Annotated in this window: 12 protein-coding genes; 10 read left to right on the top strand and 2 right to left on the bottom strand. The window is 44.2% G+C overall.

Features of this window, described 5'->3' with window-relative positions:
• Positions 1-18: 18 nt before the first annotated feature.
• Positions 19-1,125 (bottom strand): ABC transporter permease, encoded by a 1,107-nt coding sequence (locus tag V7O62_RS09780; protein ID WP_406656139.1) that lies wholly within the window; start codon positions 1,123-1,125, stop codon positions 19-21.
• A complete protein-coding gene (locus V7O62_RS09785) occupies positions 1,118-2,938 on the bottom strand; it encodes an ABC transporter permease subunit (protein ID WP_406656140.1) in 1,821 nt (606 codons plus the stop codon). Before V7O62_RS09785 ends, V7O62_RS09780 begins: the two co-directional genes overlap by 8 nt.
• A gap of 131 nt (positions 2,939-3,069) precedes the next feature.
• On the opposite strand from V7O62_RS09785, the gene V7O62_RS09790 reads away from it, so the two are divergent.
• The 10 genes from V7O62_RS09790 (at position 3,070) to V7O62_RS09835 (ending at position 14,110) form a co-directional block, all read left to right on the top strand.
• Positions 3,070-3,876 carry a mechanosensitive ion channel family protein gene (locus V7O62_RS09790; RefSeq protein ID WP_406656141.1) on the top strand — a complete coding sequence of 269 codons (807 nt, stop codon included), beginning with the start codon at positions 3,070-3,072 and terminating at the stop codon, positions 3,874-3,876.
• Between the two features lie 84 nt (positions 3,877-3,960).
• Positions 3,961-4,875 (top strand): ATP-binding cassette domain-containing protein, encoded by a 915-nt coding sequence (locus V7O62_RS09795; RefSeq protein ID WP_406656142.1) that lies wholly within the window; start codon positions 3,961-3,963, stop codon positions 4,873-4,875.
• Positions 4,876-4,963: 88 nt separating this feature from the next.
• Entirely contained in the window at positions 4,964-5,446 is a 483-nt protein-coding gene (locus tag V7O62_RS09800) for a MarR family winged helix-turn-helix transcriptional regulator (protein ID WP_406656143.1), read from the top strand.
• Positions 5,443-6,876 (top strand): MATE family efflux transporter, encoded by a 1,434-nt coding sequence (locus V7O62_RS09805; RefSeq protein ID WP_406656144.1) that lies wholly within the window; start codon positions 5,443-5,445, stop codon positions 6,874-6,876. Before V7O62_RS09800 ends, V7O62_RS09805 begins: the two co-directional genes overlap by 4 nt.
• A 130-nt stretch (positions 6,877-7,006) precedes the next feature.
• A complete protein-coding gene (locus V7O62_RS09810; RefSeq protein WP_406656145.1) occupies positions 7,007-8,194 on the top strand; it encodes an adenosylcobinamide amidohydrolase in 1,188 nt (395 codons plus the stop codon).
• A gap of 19 nt (positions 8,195-8,213) precedes the next feature.
• The gene (locus tag V7O62_RS09815) at positions 8,214-9,203 is read left to right on the top strand and encodes a sugar phosphate isomerase (protein WP_406656146.1); all 990 of its coding nucleotides are present in this window, start codon (positions 8,214-8,216) and stop codon (positions 9,201-9,203) included.
• 127 nt (positions 9,204-9,330) lie between these two features.
• Positions 9,331-9,885: an ArsR/SmtB family transcription factor gene (locus V7O62_RS09820; protein ID WP_406656147.1), complete on the top strand. Its 555-nt coding sequence runs from the start codon at positions 9,331-9,333 to the stop codon at positions 9,883-9,885.
• Positions 9,886-9,999: 114 nt separating this feature from the next.
• Positions 10,000-11,139, top strand: coding sequence for a radical SAM protein (locus V7O62_RS09825; protein ID WP_406656148.1), 1,140 nt, complete (start codon positions 10,000-10,002; stop codon positions 11,137-11,139).
• Positions 11,139-11,975 (top strand): DUF4130 domain-containing protein, encoded by an 837-nt coding sequence (locus V7O62_RS09830; protein ID WP_406656149.1) that lies wholly within the window; start codon positions 11,139-11,141, stop codon positions 11,973-11,975. Before V7O62_RS09825 ends, V7O62_RS09830 begins: the two co-directional genes overlap by 1 nt.
• Positions 11,976-11,995: 20 nt before the next feature.
• Entirely contained in the window at positions 11,996-14,110 is a 2,115-nt protein-coding gene (locus tag V7O62_RS09835; protein WP_406656150.1) for a MutS-related protein, read from the top strand.
• Position 14,111: the final 1 nt, after the last annotated feature.

Raw genomic sequence — 14,111 nt, forward strand, 5'->3', positions numbered from 1 at the left:
ATCATCATCTATGTATTTTTATCTTTTAAATGTTATTGTATTCCTACTGACGCTCGCTCTCATCAGGATGTACAATACAACTGCTATCATGGAATAGGTCAGCATCCAGATGCCTGATTCTAAACTCCCTATGCTTTCTATTGAGAGGCGTGTGACAAGATTCAGGGGGGAGTTGGTAAAGAGATATGAAACCATAAACAGAAAGATCAATATCATGGAATACAACAACTGGGAAACGCCTCTGTCCTTGAACGTGAGTGCTATGACACTGCTTGACAGGACAAGTATCAGCCCTATTATTGTAACCAACAGCAATATCTCGAAAAAATTGCTTATCTTGATCCAGTTCATCATCAGGAGTAACATCCACGCAAAGGACTGCAAAGGAACTATGGCAGTCGCCAGCAACACCTTCCCGTTAACGATATCCAACAGTGATGCCGGGGAGGCAAGCAACAGTTCCATCGTTTTTCTCTCATATTCCTCTGTTATAAAATCAATTACAAGTCCTCCTGATATGAATGCAGGTGTGAATACCAGCAATGGAAGCAGTGCTACGTAGATGAATTCGAAGTAAGTAGAAGAGGTTTCCACCCCTCTTTTTATGATGTTGATATCTATAGGGGAATAACCTACCAGGCGCTGTGTCCGAATATCGCGTACCTGTTGCTCGAACTTCTCAAGAGGCTCTTTTAGTTGCATGGAGATGAGCGTGGCCTTTATTTCTGATTTTGGCAGGTATATTTCAACATTCAATATATCTTTCCCATCTGGAGGTCCAGAAGGGGCGATTATTATGGCGTCCGCCCTTCGCTCGTAAAAATCAGTGTGTGCATCCGGAAACTCCCTGTACAGTACGGTATTGAGTTTGCTCTCTTCTAGCAGCTTGTAAAGCTCATTATCTTCAGTACCTACAACTGCGATTTTTGTCCCCTGTATTTCCATGTCGCCCATTGCAGTTGGGTCATAGAAGGAAGTAAGTCCTATCACGAGGAAGGTTGAAAAGGATGCTATGAAAAGCTGGATCAAAACGGAAAGTATGAATGTCTTCTCGTGCATGAGATCTGCAAGCTCTTTTTTTGCAATGGCCTTTATTTTCCTGTAAGAATTTGTAGATCTAACCAAAGAGAATCCCCCTCAGGATGAACATGTTGTAACAACTGTGGAGCAATGTAGCCAGTAATATTGAGATCAGGTATCTTCTGGTTCCCAGACGCCAGATGCCCAGTGAACATACCATCGTTGTGGAAATATGGAGAAGTAGTGGTATCAGCAAGAGTGTCCCCATTGTCATAACCGAACCGAATGCTGAACTCGCTATAGGTGCCAGTGTCAGCACTGCAACAGCTTTCTCTCCCACAAAAAAACCTGTTCCCGAGAGAATCGCAAGCCGGATAGCATTCTTCAGGGAGATATCAGCAAGTTTCCTCTTGAATATAGTGTAAATACCTACGGACTTTACAAGTTCTTCCGCCATTGCAGACAGTACTATCATTGTAACTACCGAGTATGGTGCGGGTAGATTGAAGAGCATGACAATCAGCATCAACTGAGTCATATAAACGAAAGGAATGAATATGATACTGAGAAGGAAAACGGAACCGTATTTGTATGTAAGGAAAACTTCGAAACAGTCTATTATCTTATCTGATACATGTTTCTGGGTGAAAAGGTCTTCTTCCCTGAAAATGAATGTCCCGAATGCAAAGGCCGACAATGCCACAAAATAGAAGGGAAGTGTAGAGAACATGTATGTTCCAATTGCTACGGATTGGCCTTCTATAAGGCGTACTATGAGCGTGATTGGGGATATGGAGCTTATTGCATGGATGTTTGTGAACATAGCCGGGAAGAACAGGTAGCCTGAAATTACTACCGAAAGAAATACGCTTGCAAAGGTAAGCTCCTTGAAACTTCTTGAAAGGATAGCTCCGAAAAAGGAGAGTGCGAAGAACAGCAGCACCACGGGGAATATGGTGGCAATAACGGCAAGTATGTCCTGTAGTTTTCCGATGTCTGACGGCATTCCCAGAATATAAAGAGTAATAACTGCCTGTATGAGAACCGTGACTAAAAGGTAAGGCACTGTTTTTCCCATCACTATGTCTCTGCCCCGGAGAGGTCCTGCAAGCAAAAGTTCACCTTTCTTATTGGTGCGTTCATCCATAATGCTTGTGGAATAAAACTGTGATACAAAATATATGGGGAAAATGAACAGGAATGCGTAGAGAATTGCAGTGAAAGGTATGGGTGGTGAGAAATGAGTTGGTGTGGAGATTGTCTGTCTCTCAAAGAATGTCTTTCCGGTATATTCTTCCAGTTCATCGATATTTCTGGGCGGAGTAAAAGAAGAACCATGGTTCAGGGATTGTGGTGTAATGCCGCGGTTACCTGATGTGCTTTCTTCTGCCAGAGCCTGGCCTGTGGTTTCTTCTTCGGTGCTTTCTTCTATCTTACCTGCTGCTTCTCCGGCACTAAGCAGCTGGAAATCCTGCGGCCTCTCAAGATCATGGACTGTAACCCATACGGGATGGCTGTTATTTACGTCATTGTAGGAAGTAAGTACCGCTTCACGATACTCTTTGATAGTGTTCTCCAGTGCACTTCCGGCAGCGGCTGCTTTTCCTGTTTCTCCCAGATATGCGCTACTCCCTATAATGGCAAGATCGTCTCCATAAACGTAGAATTGGCTTGCTTCATATACATTTACGATCCTGCTATCAAATCTCTGGTCGTTTTCCAAAACATGTTCCAGACCGGGTTCGGTTGTCGATACGCTGTAGATTTTCTGGTTCATGCTCATTTCGGTCTGTGCAGCAGCAAAAGATGCGGCTATTACCAGTATAAGAGAAAAAATGAGCATGATGGATGATCTTGCATCGAATTTGAGTCTGGACCTGAAGAACTCCCATTTTGCTATTGTGAACCAGCCTGGCATCAGATTTTATTAGTATTTTATTATATTAATAGATATGTAAGTAATAAGCTGACTGACTTCCTAATTATTATATGTAATAAAAACAAAGCTCGTATACGCATATCTCTTGGATGTTTGTGGAGTTGTCAAAAATGGTGGATATTCTTTCTCAAACAATACCCTATACGGGTATTTTAGTGTCGCAGTTGCTGTTTGCACTGGTAGTACTTATTGCCGGTCTCATTGTGGCCGGAATTCTTTCCAGGATGTTCAGGAACAGTCTGAAGAAGACTAAGCTTCCAGAACTTGTATCTGAATTTCTTGTAAGGTTTCTGCGGGCATTACTCTACGTGGCTGTGCTGCTGGCCTTTGTCAGTGCGCTGGGACTTGATGTAAGTGCCATTGTTGTGGGTCTTTCTGCGGTAATCGGACTGATCCTTGGTTTCGGTATGCAGGATTCCCTGAACAATGTGGCTGCTGGCGTCTGGATTGCATCGCTTCGGCCCCTGGATAAAGGTGAGTATGTAACCGTTGATGGTCTTTCAGGCACGGTTGATGCGGTAGGTATGATGGCGACCGAACTCCTTACTCCTGATAACCAGTTCATCACCGTTCCCAACAAGCTGGTATGGGGCAGCCCTATTATCAATGCTACCCGAATGCCTACACGCAGGGTCGATGTTGGTGTGGGTATAAGCTACGGTAGTGAGATCGGTAAAGCGGTTACCGTTGCAATGGACCTGATGAAGGCCCATTCACTTGTACTTACTGACCCTGCCCCAGCGGTCGTGACAACCGAACTGGCTGACTCTTCGGTTAACCTGCAATTGCGCGCATGGACAAAGACCTCGGACTACTGGACTGTTAAGAACGACCTGACCAATGGCGTCTACGATGCTTTCAACAGGGAAGGTATAGAGATCCCGTTCCCACAGTTGGATGTTCATCTCGATAAGTGATTCTTTTGGGTTGCCGATGGCAACCATTCTCCTTTTCTAAAATTTATAAAACCATTTATATATAGCGAAGAATATTACCTTCTTGTGGAACAGAAAATTATCGAAGTCAATGGACTTAGAAAAGAATACGGGGATTTTGTTGCTGTTGAGAACCTGAACTTTTCCATAGGTAAGGGTGAAATATTTGGCATAGTGGGTCCCAACGGAGCCGGTAAGACTACTACCTTGAAGATGCTCGGAGGTCTTATCAGGCCAAGCAGGGGCAACATTGCCATGAAAGGCCTGGACATGTCCAGGGATTCTGTTGAAATTAAGTCTTTTCTGGGATTTCTGCCGGAGGAATCTCCCTTATACGAAGGTATGTCGGTGGATGACTACCTTATCTTCTTCGCAGAACTCTATGGTGTGGGAAAGAGTGAAGCTAAAAAGAGAATCCGTAACCTTCTGTTTGATCTTTCTCTTAATGCAGACGGCAAGAGGATAGGTGACCTTTCCAAGGGTATGAAGCGCAAGGTTGCCATAGCCCGCTCTCTTATTAATGATCCTGATATCCTGATCTACGATGAACCCGCATCCGGTCTTGATCCCATGACTTCCCGGTACATTACCGATTATGTGCGCTCCCTTAAAAAAGCCGGCAAAACGGTAATTTTCACTGCACACAATCTCTATCAGGTGGAGAGCCTGTGTGATAATATCCTTATAATGAAAAATGGCACGGAGATCATACAGGGAACGGCTGAACACATCCGGCAGGAGTACGGCAAGATACAATACCGCCTTGAGTTCAGGGTTGATAATCTGGCAGGCTATGGCCTGGCAGAAGTGAAGCAGGTGAACGGCGATTATGTCATTGTAACCGACGATATTGATATTGTTAACAATACTACCAAATGGGTTGCAGCCAGGGGTGGGGACATTGTAGAAATGCGCACCATCGTTCCATCTCTGGAGGATATTTTCCTCAGCATTATGGGGATTGAGCTTTTTGCGGATTGAAATTTTGTGTTTGTTTTTCTTCAGATTAGTTTAAATACAAATTGTTGCATATGCAATAGTTGCGATAGCAACAATTACAGGTATTTTAATGTCTCAATCTGAAAAAATACATCTTCCAAAGACAAGAACACATGAATCAATAGGAAGGGAGGCTACTCTTCTTTCAAGGGAGATTCACATCTTTCTGGCAAGGGAACTGGAGCCTTATGGTATCGGAAGCGGGCAGTTTCCTTTTCTGATGCGTTTGCTGCATCATGATGGCATCAGCCAGGAGAGTCTTACAAGGGCGCTGAATTGTGACAGGGCTACCGGTACCAGGGCATTGAACAAACTGGAAGAGAAGGGGTATGTACGCAGGGACACCGATCCTCGGGATAAAAGGGCCTATTGTGTTTTCCTGACGGAAAAATCAAGTCTTTTGGAGCCTGTGATAAGGAAAATTTCTTCACAGATCAATGATGTAATCTTCAGAGGATTCACCGATGATGAAAAAGTTCTCTTTCTGAGCATGATTACCAGGGCTTTAGACAATATTGCAACAGAGAACGATGCAAGGAAGGGCGGAAAATGAAGAGCGAGGCAGCCCTGCCAGATGAAGTTCAGGAAAGTGAATCTTCTAACATGACTTCGGGCATGCAAACGCTTTCCGGTGATCCGAAAAAAGCCATCGTGAAGCTCGCACTACCGATGATGTTTGCCATGTCCATCCAGACTCTCTATAATCTGGTGGATACTTTCTGGGTATCCGGCCTGGGAGCTGATGCGCTCGCTGCATTGGGTTTTGTATTTCCATTTTTCTTTGCTTCCATAGCTCTTTCCAACGGACTTGGTGTGGGCGGCGGTTCTGCAATATCCCGCAAGCTCGGAGCCGGGAATAAGCAGGAAGCAGACAACGTTGCAGTTCATACCATGATATTGATGCTGATACTGGTAGTACTGTTCACATTACCGCTCTATTTCTATGCAGACAGCATCTTCGCCTTCATAGGTGCTGGAAAAACAGCAGCTCTGGCAAGCTCTTACGGAAAGGTCATCTTCGCCGGAAGTATTCTCATGTTCTTCCCCAACGTCGCAAGTGCCATTCTGCGCAGTGAAGGTGATACTAAACGTGCCATGAATGCAATGGTGCTTGGCTCATTGCTCAATATAGTACTGGATCCTATCCTGATCTACTGGTTCGATATGGGTGTCACGGGTGCAGCTTGGGCAACAGTGATTTCTCTGGGTGTCAGTTCCATTCTCATAGCTAACTGGCTTTTTTTCCGCAGGGATACATATGTTTGCTTTGATTTCAATGATTTCAGGTTCGACAGAGATATCCTTAAGGATATCTTCAGAGTTGGCATCCCTTCTTCATTCCTCCAGTCTTCAATGGCCCTGATGATGCTGATTATGAATGTCATAATCATTTATGTCAGCAATACCGATGGTGTAGCTGTCTTCACAGTGGGCTGGCGTGTTGCTACAATTGCCATCGCGCCACTAACCGGTATTTTGACTGCTGTTGTTACAATGAGTGGTTTTGCTTTCGGTGAGGGATCATATGAGAAAGTGTCTTTCATACATATGTATGCGATAAAAATGGGTTTTCTTGTCGAGGCTGTCATTGCAGTGATGACTTTTGTCTTTGCCCCGCAGATTGCTTATATTTTTACCATGTCGGAAAGTGCGTCCCACATTACCGGTGATCTGACAATTTTCATAAGGATTATCTGCATCTTCTATCCAATGGTAGCGCCGGGTATGCTTTCATCCGCTCTTTTCCAGGGTATAGGCAAGGGTATGAATGCACTTGCGGCAACTATACTGCGAGCCCTGATCTTTGTTCCCACATTTGCTGCTCTTTTTGCAGTAAGCCTGGGTCTAGGACTGGTCGGTATCTGGTGGGGCATAGTAATCGGGAATGTTATGGGTGCTGTAATCACTTTCCTGTGGGTGAGATTATATCTGGGAACCTTGATTAAAAAAGAAGGTGGTGTTATTGTTGCGGAAACTGCGTAGGATTGCTGTCCTGCACAAAAGGACCTTTTGCAAAAGCTTGTTAAAGCATTTGTTGGATAACTAATAATGTCCCCTATTGTATTGAATTTGTAGCTTTCATAGTATACAGACAAACCACGGTGAATTAATTATGGTGAAAGATTCGGAAAAGAGGTCCGAAAAGGAATCTGGTTCAAAGGACTGTTTACCTTTGCCGGATGAAGAGAGTGTTCTGCTACTGGAGACCTCCGGCGGAGAAAAAGTTTACAGGAGTTTTGATTCCATCGTAGTTGCCCTTCCTGATGGCAGGAGCACCCTGACGACTTCCTGGGTCAATGGTGGATACAGGGAAGATCTGCAGGCGATTTTCAATCACCATGTTCCGAGAGGAAAACATTCGCCAAAGGAACTTGAGGGTGGCAGCATTCCTGCTTATTTGGAGTTCATTTCTAATAATCTGGGTCTTGATCCTGAAAGGTCATCCGGCCTGCTGACTGCTGCCTGCATGGAAAATGTTGCCATAGTAACACGTTCCTTCAGGGGTGTTGAGGTAACTGCAATAGTTACCGGTGGTATTGAGGTCAATGGAGGTCGGGTAGGTGATCCTGCTTCATATTATCAGGAAGATGGGACATACCAGTTCATTCAGGGTACTATCAATACAATACTCGTGATAGGTGCTAACCTGCCGGCTTACTCGATGACAAGAGCTGTTGTCACAGCTACCGAAGCAAAGACTGCGGCACTGCAGCAGCTTGTTGCGCCCAGCCGACATTCCCAGGGAATTGCAACGGGTTCAGGTACTGATATGATAGCTATTGTTGCAGATCGTACCAGTTCGATTTCGCTTACTGATACCGGAAAACACTCCAAGTTAGGGGAGATGATAGGACTGTGCGTGCTGGAAGCAACTCTTAAGGCCCTGGAGCGTCAGTCAGATCTTACACCTCTGTATCAGAGGGACATGATGGTGCGTCTTGAGAGATTTGGCATTGATGAGGCAATGTACTGGAAAGCGGCTTCAAAGATGGAAGGGCAGAACCGCAAGGGTATTTTTTTGAAAACGCTTCGTGACTTTTCCAAGAATCCTTCTCTTGTGGGAAGTACGGCTGCTATTTTACATATTGTTGATGAAATCTCATGGGACCTTATTCCGGAAACTGCCGGGAAGAAGACTGCAATCTCCATTATGAAATCCCTTCCGGACTTGTTGAAATGCAAGGAACCAGTACCTTTTGATTATCTTCTGGATGAAAAAGGAACTATAATTGAAAACTGGATAAATATCACCGCATGGCTGGCCAAGAATGGAAAGTGTAGTGGGATAGCAGGAAAGTGAAAGGGAAGCAGGATAATCTATGAAAGAATTAATGAATCTCTCTACTTTCAAAGTTGAAATGGATATATTCGATTCTGACTGGGGAAAAATCGCGAATTTCCTGACACGGCACCAGCTCGATGGTATCGAGCTTTATGTGGATCATTCTCCCTTGCCGGATATACCTGCTGATCTGATAGGAGGTGTACATCTTCCCTACTGGATGGGAAGACACCGTGCATGGCTTGATGATACTGTTTTCTGCTCGGATGTAGAAGACGTTGAGAAAATATATCTCTTCGGTGGTCTCAGTCGTGAGGAGATTCTTCTTAACTTCAGGAAATCAATGGAAAATGCTGAATCTCTCGATGCTGCTTATGGAGTATTTCATGTTGCGTATGTCGAACTTGAGCACGTTTTTACACGTCGTTTTGACTGTACCGATCATGATGTCATGGATACGACTGCAGAGTTCCTGAACGAGTCCGTTTCATCTTTTCCGGGAGGAGAGCCTCCCGTTCGCCTGTTTTTTGAGAATCTCTGGTGGCCGGGCCTGACTTTTCTCGATCCTGGGGCTATAAGGCATTTTACCGAACAGCTTGATTTTGATAACTGGGCCTTTGTACTTGATGTTGGACATTTGATGAATGCGACAATGGTATGCAAAAAAGAGGAATGCGCTGTTGATACTGTTCTGGAAGTGCTTTCAAAACTTCCTGAAGACATAGTAGAGCGCATAGAGGGTATGCATTTCCACCACAGCCTTTCCGGTGATATCATGCAGTCAGGTCCGGATATTCCTATTCCTGAAGGTTTTGCAGAAATGCCCTTTTTCGATCGTCTGGGCAAGACAATGGAAATAGTTGAGAAAATGGATCAGCATATGCCCTTCACACATGAGCGTTGTTCGGAGATCGTTGAGTATGTATCTCCTGATTACCTGACTCACGAATTCATAATCCATGACCTACAATCTATTGACAATAAAATAAGGACTCAGCGTTCTGCTCTGAATAGGGGAGTTTTTTAAGCTCTTGGAATCAGGTTCTATTGCCTGATATGAAGGATATTTGAAAATACCTGCTAAAGCTTACCTTTGATTTGCAATGATGCAATGCGGAATAGATTTATATAGGGCTGTATAATTCCTTATATCTATGAGCGTAGCCGATAATAACGAAATTGAAGATCCTGAGCATCTTGACCGTTTAAAGCTGTTCAGTGCTCTTGGAAGTGAGACTCGCCTGAGAATGCTCGAAAAGCTGACTGAAGGGGAAATGCACATATCTGAGCTTGCACGAGAATTGGAGATCTCAGTTCCTGTTGCAGCAAAGCATGCAAATATACTTGAGGCAGCAGACCTGATCCAGAGAAAAGTATACGGCAAGACACATGTACTCCAATTAAACGACAGGAATCTGTTTAAGGCACTTGATATGTTTGCACCTTCCAAGACCGTTGAAGTGGAAAAAGGAGCAACCTTGCTTGAAACACTGAAGAAAGTGGCTGTTGTAGAGGTGAGGAATATACGCGGCCAGGAGAATATTGTTTCAACAAATGGCGAGGAAGGTTTCTTTGTTTATGAAGTGAACGGCGAGTTTTCTGATAAGACTGTAACCAATTTCACGTTCGATAAGAATTCCACGGTAATGTGGAAGAAACTTGAACCCGTGAGCATTCTGAAGATCAAAGTCAAAATCAAGGAAGAGTAATTTTCTTCCTCTTGTTCTTTCTTTTCTTTTTTCTATCATTCCCGGTATGCCCGATGGAACACTTTCACCCTGCTCGGAAGGTGCCTATATACTTCAATAAACAATTTATATGCAATGACCAGCAGGCACCCGGTTAATGAGCATCATATGACTCTGATGGAACGGATGAAAATCCTTTCCGAGGGGACAAAATATGATAGTTGTAACCAGAGTGCCGTATGTCATGCCTTCGGGCCCGATGGGCGTTGTATACAGCTTTATAAAACTCTTCTCACAAATACGTGTTCGGGTGAATGTACATATTGTCCCAACAGGTGTGGAAGGCATTCAACAAAAGCTTCTCTCACTCCCGAGGAGATTACGAAGATCACCTGGTCCTTCTACAGGAAAAATGCAATAGAAGGCCTGTTCCTGTCTTCGGGAGTTATAGGGGATGCTGAGAGAACTGCTGAGAAACAACTTGAGGTTGCAAAGCTTTTGCGCAGCCAGGGTTTCACAGGGTATATCCATATGCGGGTGATGCCAGGAACTCCCTTGTACCTGCTTGAGGAAATAGCCGATTATGCAAATAAGTTCGGCGTGAATGCAGAGACGACCAGTTCTGTGAATTACTCGGAGATATGTCCTAATTTCGATTACAAGAGTGATGTTCTTCAGAGGCTCAAGTGGACACGGGACCTCATAAACAAGAAAAGGAAGGAAATTGGATACGGTGGCAGGATAGTAGGTGCTAATGACACCCAATTCGTTGTGGGAGCATTGTCAGAACCTGACCGTGATATAGTCCGGACCGTGGATAAGTTCATGGATAAATATGAACTGAGACGCCCGTATTTTATGAGCTTTGATCCTGTGCCGTCTACTCCCCTTGAAAACATTCCTTCTTCTCCTAAGTGGAGAGAGATCAGGCTCTACCAGACATCCTATCTCTTAAAGGATTATGGTTTAAAGGCTTTTGATTTTGACGCGGTTTACGATGACAATGGTTTCCTTTTGGACACTGATCCCAAAATGCTGCTTGCGCAATCTAATCCTGAAAGATTCCCGGTGGATATCAATTCTGCAAGTATGGGTGATTTGTTGCTTGTTCCGGGTATAGGGCCTGTAGGTGCTAACAGGATTATCAGGTCAAGGCCCGTATCCTCCGAGAAGGAGCTTATGCGTATGGGTGTTGTTATTTCCAGGGCTCGTCCGTTTATTGAGATTAATGGAAACAGGCAGACTAACCTGTTCTCTTTTACGGAGGCAAGCTAATGATAATAGCTTTTAAGGAAAATGTGGAGGGAGTACTTCTGGCATGCTCCGAACTTCTGGATTCTCCTGATTACGATCTTGTATTTGCAGAGAACCTGAATGAATTGAGAAACAAAATGTCTTTTTCAGGTTTTGATGACGATGTGAAAATAGTCGGGTTCAAACCTGCAGCCAACTGTTCCGAGCTTGCTATAAGAATACTCGGTAAGAGAAAGGGCCGGATGTTTCAGAGAGATCCTGATGTGGAAAAATACATCGATTTCGTCCTCAGGCATTCTTCCTGTAATCCTGTGGACCTGGTGTATTTCTTATGCTCATGTGCAGGAAATGCTGATCAGTTGTATTCAGGAAAGACCCTTACGGGCAAGAGATATTACAATTATATGAGAGATGTGACACGAGCCTATCAAAGGCTGTGCATGTTCGCACGCCCGGATTTTATGAATGGTCTGCTATCGGTAAAAGTTGATTCCCCTCACCGTATAGGTGATATGTTCTGTCGCTGGCTTGCGGGAAAGAATCCCGATCTGCCTGTCTCGGTTGTGGAAAAGGACATTGCATGGATAGGTAATGGTCACTATCTTGGTCTTGAGCATTTTGCGACTGTGCGCTCATCATTTGTGGAAAGCCTGAGTTTTTCAAGGGAAGATGACGAGATTGACCAACTCTGGGATGCCTATTATGATTCGCAGATGATAGAGAATCGCAGAAATAAAAGGCATGCTAAGCACGTACAGCCCAAGAGTTCGGCTTCTGTGAGTGACATGTCACGAAGGGACAGATATAAAGTGGAACGTGGAATAGCAAACTGTACCCTTGACAGTTTCAATATTTAAAAACAGGATACTGGTACAAAATGTCAGCAGATATTAAGAGTTTGCGTGCTGTCCCTGGTATAGGGGATAAGATGGCAAAGCGTTTCATCGAGCATTTCGGAAATGAAAGCCTGGCCCTTGAAGCAATTATGGGAGCCGATATAGCAGGAATTTCCCAGGTAGAGGGTGTAGGACAACGCTATGCAATCTCACTGGTCCATGACATAAGATCTAAGGTTGAAGGAGTGGACATCTCTGATTTCCTTAAAACCGGGGAGGCGACTGACGTATATGAGAAGCTGCTGGATCTGGTCAAAGGTTTCGCGCATACAACATATGCAAGGGACAAACTGCATATATTCATACCCTATCCTTCAAAAAAGATGGATACCATCATGCAGATGCGCAGTTCGGTATCAGGATATATGGAAACTGCCAGGCTTCTGGGAAACGACTCAATGGTAGTCTCCATGCTTCCGAAGGTAAAACCCTTGAATCTAAGGTATACCGTTTCCAGGGTGCGTGATAGGGTAATTGTTACAGCAGACCAGAATACTTTCGAATATGCAAGAGAAAGGTTTGGTTCCATGCTGGATGTACAACTGGCGACCTCTCTTTCTGAATTCGTTGATATTGCAAGGGGGTATTCGCACGTTATTGCTGCAGATGATGCTTATCTGTCTTTTGATCTTCCCGAGGAGGTCCAACCAGAATTTGTTTCGGATATAACTCGATGTGAAGATTGGGAGATAATTCCTGAGAAGGAAATCATTGCATTCTCCAAGAACCATGCCAGTCTGCAATCTGCCATAGAGATTGTCATGTTGTTGCGTTCCAAAGGTGTATCATTTATGGATCCTGTTCCTGAAGATGATCTGGAAATGCTTGCTTCCACCTTGTCACTTATCGATAGCGACGGGAACATAATAGATGGTACTGATGAGGAAATAGATCGTCTGCGATATATCATTGGAAATCTTGACAGCTGTGTTTCAGATGCTTTGAAAGACGCAAACACAAAGTTTGACGAATGTCTTGTGAAAAGCGAGTTCACACTTGGAGGCCAGGATATGCTCAAGGTAATGAAAGGTTCTGTGGATTTAAAAGACATTCTTGGAAAGAAACTCCACAAATCGTATCATTCCGTAATGAAGGAATGCATGGATTCTATCTGCAGTGATCTGACTTTGCAGAAGAAGGAAACCCTGTTCATAGATTCTCTTTTTCCTGAGGATATCAGCCACCCGGTTGAGATCGACCGTGAACAACTGTCCTTATTCAGGCAACATTTGGAACGCAAGGTTCTCAAAAGGCAACTTGAGCATCAGCGTGAGATTGCTAAGTTACTTTCATCCTGTCTGGGACTTGCCAGGAACATGGTCAAGGAAGTTCTGGATTTTGATGTTGGTTTTGCCATAGGTTGCTTTGCCATGGCACATGAGCTTGAAATGCCGGAAATAGTTGATGGTCCGGGGCTTGGATTTGAAAAAGGCCGTAATCTCTTCATAGCTTCAAGACATGGGAATGTAGTTCCGATTGATTATTCCATCGGAAAGAACAGTTATGGCCTGGATAATGATGGCAGTCGTGTGGTATTGCTCAGTGGTGTTAATTCCGGAGGTAAGACTTCCATGCTTGAGCTGATAGCCCAGTCCGTGATCCTGGCCCATATGGGTTTTCCTGTGCCGGCATCATCCTCTGAGATATCTCTTACTAACGGATTCTACTATTTTGCCAAATCCAAGGGTACACTGGATGCAGGAGCTTTTGAGACCACACTGACAGAATTTTCTGTGGTAGCTGATGATTCTGCTAAGATGGTACTGGCTGATGAGCTTGAGTCGATAACTGAGCCCGGGGCTTCGGCAAAGATAATTTCCGGTATACTTGAAGTACTCACTGAGAACCAGCAGAGTATGTCAGTGTTCGTTTCCCATCTATCCGAACTTATACTTGAGAATACTGAATGTAAGATAAGGGTTGATGGTATTGAGGCAAGTGGTCTTGATGCTGATCTTAATCTTATAGTTGACCGAAGTCCGCGTTACAACTATGTTGCCAAAAGTACGCCTGAGCTCATAGTAGAGCGGTTGTCAAAGAAAACATCAGGTGGAGAACAACTATTTTATGAAAAGCTGAAGGAAAAGTTCCACTGAT

The sequence above is a fragment of the Methanolobus sp. ZRKC2 genome (assembly GCF_045291185.1).
Classification (GTDB): domain Archaea; phylum Halobacteriota; class Methanosarcinia; order Methanosarcinales; family Methanosarcinaceae; genus Methanolobus.

Coding starts and splice junctions, on each gene's coding strand:
- V7O62_RS09820 (WP_406656147.1), top strand. CDS start 9,331: ATGAGCGTAGCCGATAATAACGAAATTGAAGATCCTGAGCATCTTGAC.
- V7O62_RS09810 (WP_406656145.1), top strand. CDS start 7,007: ATGGTGAAAGATTCGGAAAAGAGGTCCGAAAAGGAATCTGGTTCAAAG.
- V7O62_RS09815 (WP_406656146.1), top strand. CDS start 8,214: ATGAAAGAATTAATGAATCTCTCTACTTTCAAAGTTGAAATGGATATA.
- V7O62_RS09785 (WP_406656140.1), bottom strand. CDS start 2,938: ATGCCAGGCTGGTTCACAATAGCAAAATGGGAGTTCTTCAGGTCCAGA.
- V7O62_RS09800 (WP_406656143.1), top strand. CDS start 4,964: ATGTCTCAATCTGAAAAAATACATCTTCCAAAGACAAGAACACATGAA.
- V7O62_RS09790 (WP_406656141.1), top strand. CDS start 3,070: ATGGTGGATATTCTTTCTCAAACAATACCCTATACGGGTATTTTAGTG.
- V7O62_RS09835 (WP_406656150.1), top strand. CDS start 11,996: ATGTCAGCAGATATTAAGAGTTTGCGTGCTGTCCCTGGTATAGGGGAT.
- V7O62_RS09805 (WP_406656144.1), top strand. CDS start 5,443: ATGAAGAGCGAGGCAGCCCTGCCAGATGAAGTTCAGGAAAGTGAATCT.
- V7O62_RS09830 (WP_406656149.1), top strand. CDS start 11,139: ATGATAATAGCTTTTAAGGAAAATGTGGAGGGAGTACTTCTGGCATGC.
- V7O62_RS09825 (WP_406656148.1), top strand. CDS start 10,000: ATGACCAGCAGGCACCCGGTTAATGAGCATCATATGACTCTGATGGAA.